The sequence below is a fragment of the Photobacterium sp. OFAV2-7 genome, assembly GCF_022347985.1.
Classification (GTDB): Bacteria; Pseudomonadota; Gammaproteobacteria; order Enterobacterales; family Vibrionaceae; genus Photobacterium.
Map to the genome: position 1 here is coordinate 1 of NZ_JAKRFQ010000529.1, position 3,610 is coordinate 3,610.

General features: G+C 49.9%; 5 protein-coding genes. 2 read left to right on the forward strand and 3 right to left on the reverse strand.

Annotated features, from left to right (window positions below):
* Positions 1–56: 56 nt before the first annotated feature.
* Positions 57–344: a ComEA family DNA-binding protein gene (locus MHN01_RS20295; RefSeq protein WP_239413067.1), complete on the forward strand. Its 288-nt coding sequence runs from the start codon at positions 57–59 to the stop codon at positions 342–344.
* Positions 345–450: 106 nt separating this feature from the next.
* On the opposite strand, the gene MHN01_RS20300 is transcribed toward MHN01_RS20295, so the two are convergent.
* Entirely contained in the window at positions 451–789 is a 339-nt protein-coding gene (locus tag MHN01_RS20300) for a DUF1971 domain-containing protein (protein WP_239413068.1), read from the reverse strand.
* Between the two features lie 133 nt (positions 790–922).
* Positions 923–1,495: a rhombosortase gene (gene rrtA, locus MHN01_RS20305; RefSeq protein WP_239413069.1), complete on the reverse strand. Its 573-nt coding sequence runs from the start codon at positions 1,493–1,495 to the stop codon at positions 923–925.
* A 10-nt stretch (positions 1,496–1,505) separates the two neighbouring features.
* Here rrtA and MHN01_RS20310 point away from each other — a divergent pair, with 10 nt between their 5' ends.
* The gene (locus tag MHN01_RS20310) at positions 1,506–2,138 is read left to right on the forward strand and encodes a tRNA-uridine aminocarboxypropyltransferase (protein ID WP_239413070.1); all 633 of its coding nucleotides are present in this window, start codon (positions 1,506–1,508) and stop codon (positions 2,136–2,138) included.
* Between the two features lie 59 nt (positions 2,139–2,197).
* Here MHN01_RS20310 and MHN01_RS20315 read toward each other — a convergent pair whose 3' ends face one another.
* Positions 2,198–3,565, reverse strand: coding sequence for an anti-phage deoxyguanosine triphosphatase (locus tag MHN01_RS20315; RefSeq protein WP_239413071.1), 1,368 nt, complete (start codon positions 3,563–3,565; stop codon positions 2,198–2,200).
* Positions 3,566–3,610 lie beyond the last annotated feature (45 nt).

The following is a 3,610-nucleotide window of genomic DNA, read 5'->3' on the forward strand; positions in this document are numbered from 1 at the left end:
ATTACCGTAGAACATCGAGATATTCCTATTTAGTTTGTAATTAGTGGAGGTTAATTTTGAACGTATTCTTTCATGCAGTAGTACTGATTGCCGCGCTATGCTTTGTTCCTGTGGGGCATGCTAGTGGTGATTCACATGAGGGTATTGAGATCACTGTGAATATCAATACAGCTAATGCTGAAGAGCTGGACAAGCTACTACTTGGTATCGGGCCGGACAAAGCAGCAAATATCATTGAATACCGCAATACTCATGGTACGTTTGCCACAGCTGACGAGCTAGAAAATGTGAAGGGGATAGGTGCTGCGACTGTCGCCAAGAACCGGGAGCGAATTAAGCTTTAAACTTTCTTCAAAGTACAGCGGCTGAAGAAGAGAGGTATGTGGTTCTTCTTCGCCTTCCTTGGCGAAGCTGTTTGAGTGAGGGGGGCCATTTCTTGGCAATTGCTGGTTATTTCTTAGTATTGAATAGGGGCTGACCTTTCTTTTCTTTCTCTGACCAGAAGTTAATGTTGAATTGCGCGTCATCGGAGAGTTCGATGCGGTGCCAGTACTGTGGTGGGCTGGTTGCGAACTGGCCGGCATTGATGACGATTTTGACCTCTGGCTCTGTTGCTTCGCTATCAGCAAAACCGTAATAAGTGACACTTCCTTCCATAACACAAAGCTGTCCGAACACACCCGCTGCCGTATTATGGTGCGATAGCAAAGCCGCAGGTACTGTTTGCTTGGTAAAGAAAGGGGTTGAACGCTGAATTGTCCAATCAGCTGGTATTCTTAGATGGCTCATAATGACCTCTTATCGTGCGAGTGAGAACTAAATAGATGTGCTTAAGTTGCATTTATAATGCAACTTAATGGTGGTGTTGTCAATAATGATTCTCATTTGCAGTGGTGTTTGTGCAAAGTGTTCGCGGCAGTCATTAGCTGAATAGCTGGTTTTTATTTGAGCTTTTCTTCAATACAACCGGGATTAATGCGCAGACTACACCGGCAATGGCACCGAGAAGGTGTGCTTCGATAGCAACGCGTGCCCCGATAAGTGCTTCTGAACTGGCCGAGCCGCCGAAGTATTGTTCAGAAGCGATTTTGCCAATGAGCCCCAGCAGAAGCAGCCAGCCACCTTTTTGTTTGGTCTGGATATCTTTTACGGCCCCCCAGGCAAATAGTCCGTGAAGTACCCCTGATAGCCCGGCATACCACTGGATGTCAGTCGCGATGATCCCAAGCCCAACGACAGCCGAAAGTGCCAGTAGCAACAAGCTATACGAGCGGGCAGAGTAATGTAACCGATAAATGAATGTGATGATTGCCAGCGCCAGAGTATTCATTATCATATGCGGCCAATTGGTATGGGTCAGGTTTCCTGTTAGGATCCGCCAGACTTCGCCATCGAGTATTGCACTGCGATCCCAGGCCAACCAGTATTGGGCGGCGGGCCACTGTGCGATGAAAAGAGCTGTGATGGCAATAATCAGAAAAGTACGAATAGACAAGGTCACCTCGATGAGCCGATATTGTGAGCAGTGCGGCAAGGCCCAAAAAGCCTGTATTTGCAGCTGGATCCAAACTGTTGATGCTAAAACCGAACTCTGGATATTACAACATCCTTCAGAGGTAAAACGTGCAATTGGTACCGCACGTATACTGACGCTCTCTTTACCCAATGCCCGGTTGTGGGTTGGAGAGGATTTTTCTGAACATGATGAGCTGAACACCTTGTTAAGCGATCCTTTGCGAGATGTCTACATTGTATACCCTGGAGAATATTCGGAGCCTGTTTCTTCACTGGCCCGGCAGCCGCAGCGTGAAGGCGTAAAACGAGTACTGATTTTGCTTGATGGAACATGGAAAAAAGCCTACAAAATGTGGCAGTTGTCCAGTAACCTCCAGACCCTGCCAACGGTTAATCTGGATAATGTCGAGAAGGGTAATTACCGGATCCGCAAGTCACCCAAAGAGCAGGGGGTCTCGACCGTCGAGGCCGGTTATCTGGCTTTGGCCGCACTCGAAGGGGAAGCCAAGTTCTCCCCCTTGATTGGTGCTTTCAACCGAATGATTGACTTTCAGATTCAGCAAATGCCCGAGGGGGTGTTTGAAAGGAATTATAAACGTGAAACTCAAGGCTATAATTCCTAATTTATAGTTAGGCTGTCGTGGTTTAGTTCCTCCCCCTTGTAAAGTGGGAGGAGCCTTGCCTAAAACCCATGCCCTTCGTGGCCGACGCCAACGGCGGTGGTTGGCTGGAATAGAGTGCTGTAAAGTCGCTGGGCAAAGCCATCTGTCATTCCCGAGATATAATCCGCAATGATCCTGTGCGCATTTTCCCCGTTGCTGACGGCCTTCTCCCATCGCTCTCGAGTATTGGCTGGAAGCAGACGCTCCGGATCGGAGGCAAATGCTTCGAACAGTTCCATCACCAGTTGTTGCCCTTTGTATTCGAGCAACTGGATCTCTGGCTTTTTCACCACAAAATCACTGACAAACTGCTTTAACACCTCCAGCACTCGCTCCATCGACTCGGAGAGAAAGGCATTCCATTGGAGAAGAGGCTCGTCAAAACTATCGACGCCGTTTTGAATAGCCGGAGCGATGTGAATAGAGGTCAGCAGGGCGTTGACCATTGCCCCGATGGCATCTTTGCGCTGGTGGTGGGTGCCAAACAGTTGTTCGCTTAGCTTGCCAATGCGCGCTTCCAGCCAGGGCTCACCGCAGTCGGCAAGTTTGCTGGCGACGGCTTCGTGCCATTGTTCGCGGGTGACAATGCCCATCACGATAGCATCTTCCAGATCGTGTACACCGTAGGCGATATCATCGGCCAGCTCCATAATCGAGCAGTCGAGCGACTTGAAGCGCGTTTTCAGGTGTTCAGTCGGGCGACTGCGTTGACGGCGCATCTGGCTAAAGAGTTCGCGGTCGTGATCGGAAAGCAATCCCAGCACCCATTCGAAGGTTTCCGTATCATCGTTATACACTCCTTTGGCTGGGTGCCAGTCTTTGGCCTTGAGGTGGCGAAAGTTGGCAACCTCTGCCGGAAGCTCTGTTGCCCGGGTATTGCTGATAAGTGCCGGGTATTTCAGCAGACCAAGTAAGGTGCGACGCGACAGGTTCATACCGAAGTGTTCGGTATAGGGTTCGAGCAGGGTAACGATACGAAATGTCTGGGCGTTGCCTTCAAAGCCGCCATGCTCACGCATCATGTAGTTCAGTGCAACCTCGCCGCCGTGGCCAAAGGGAGGGTGACCGATATCATGTGCCAGACACAGGCTTTCCATCAGGCTAGTCGATGGCAGCAGATCACGAAATGCTGGTTGTTTGATTTTCAGTTGGGCAACAATGCCTGTGCCAATTTGTGAGGCTTCCAGGGAATGCGTTAGCCGGGTGCGGTAAAAGTCATGGTGCCCGGCTCCATGGACCTGTGTTTTGGCCTGAAGCCGGCGAAAAGCGGCTGAGTGCAGGATCCTTGCCCGGTCGCGCTGGTAGGCTGAGCGATGGTCGTTGCGGCGAACTTTCTGTTCATTGCTTTTTCGGTTTTCCCAGCTGGGATCGAGAATAAATTGTGTCATTAACTAATATCGTCCAGCGTTAGGTTGAAACTATCTACAAAAGTA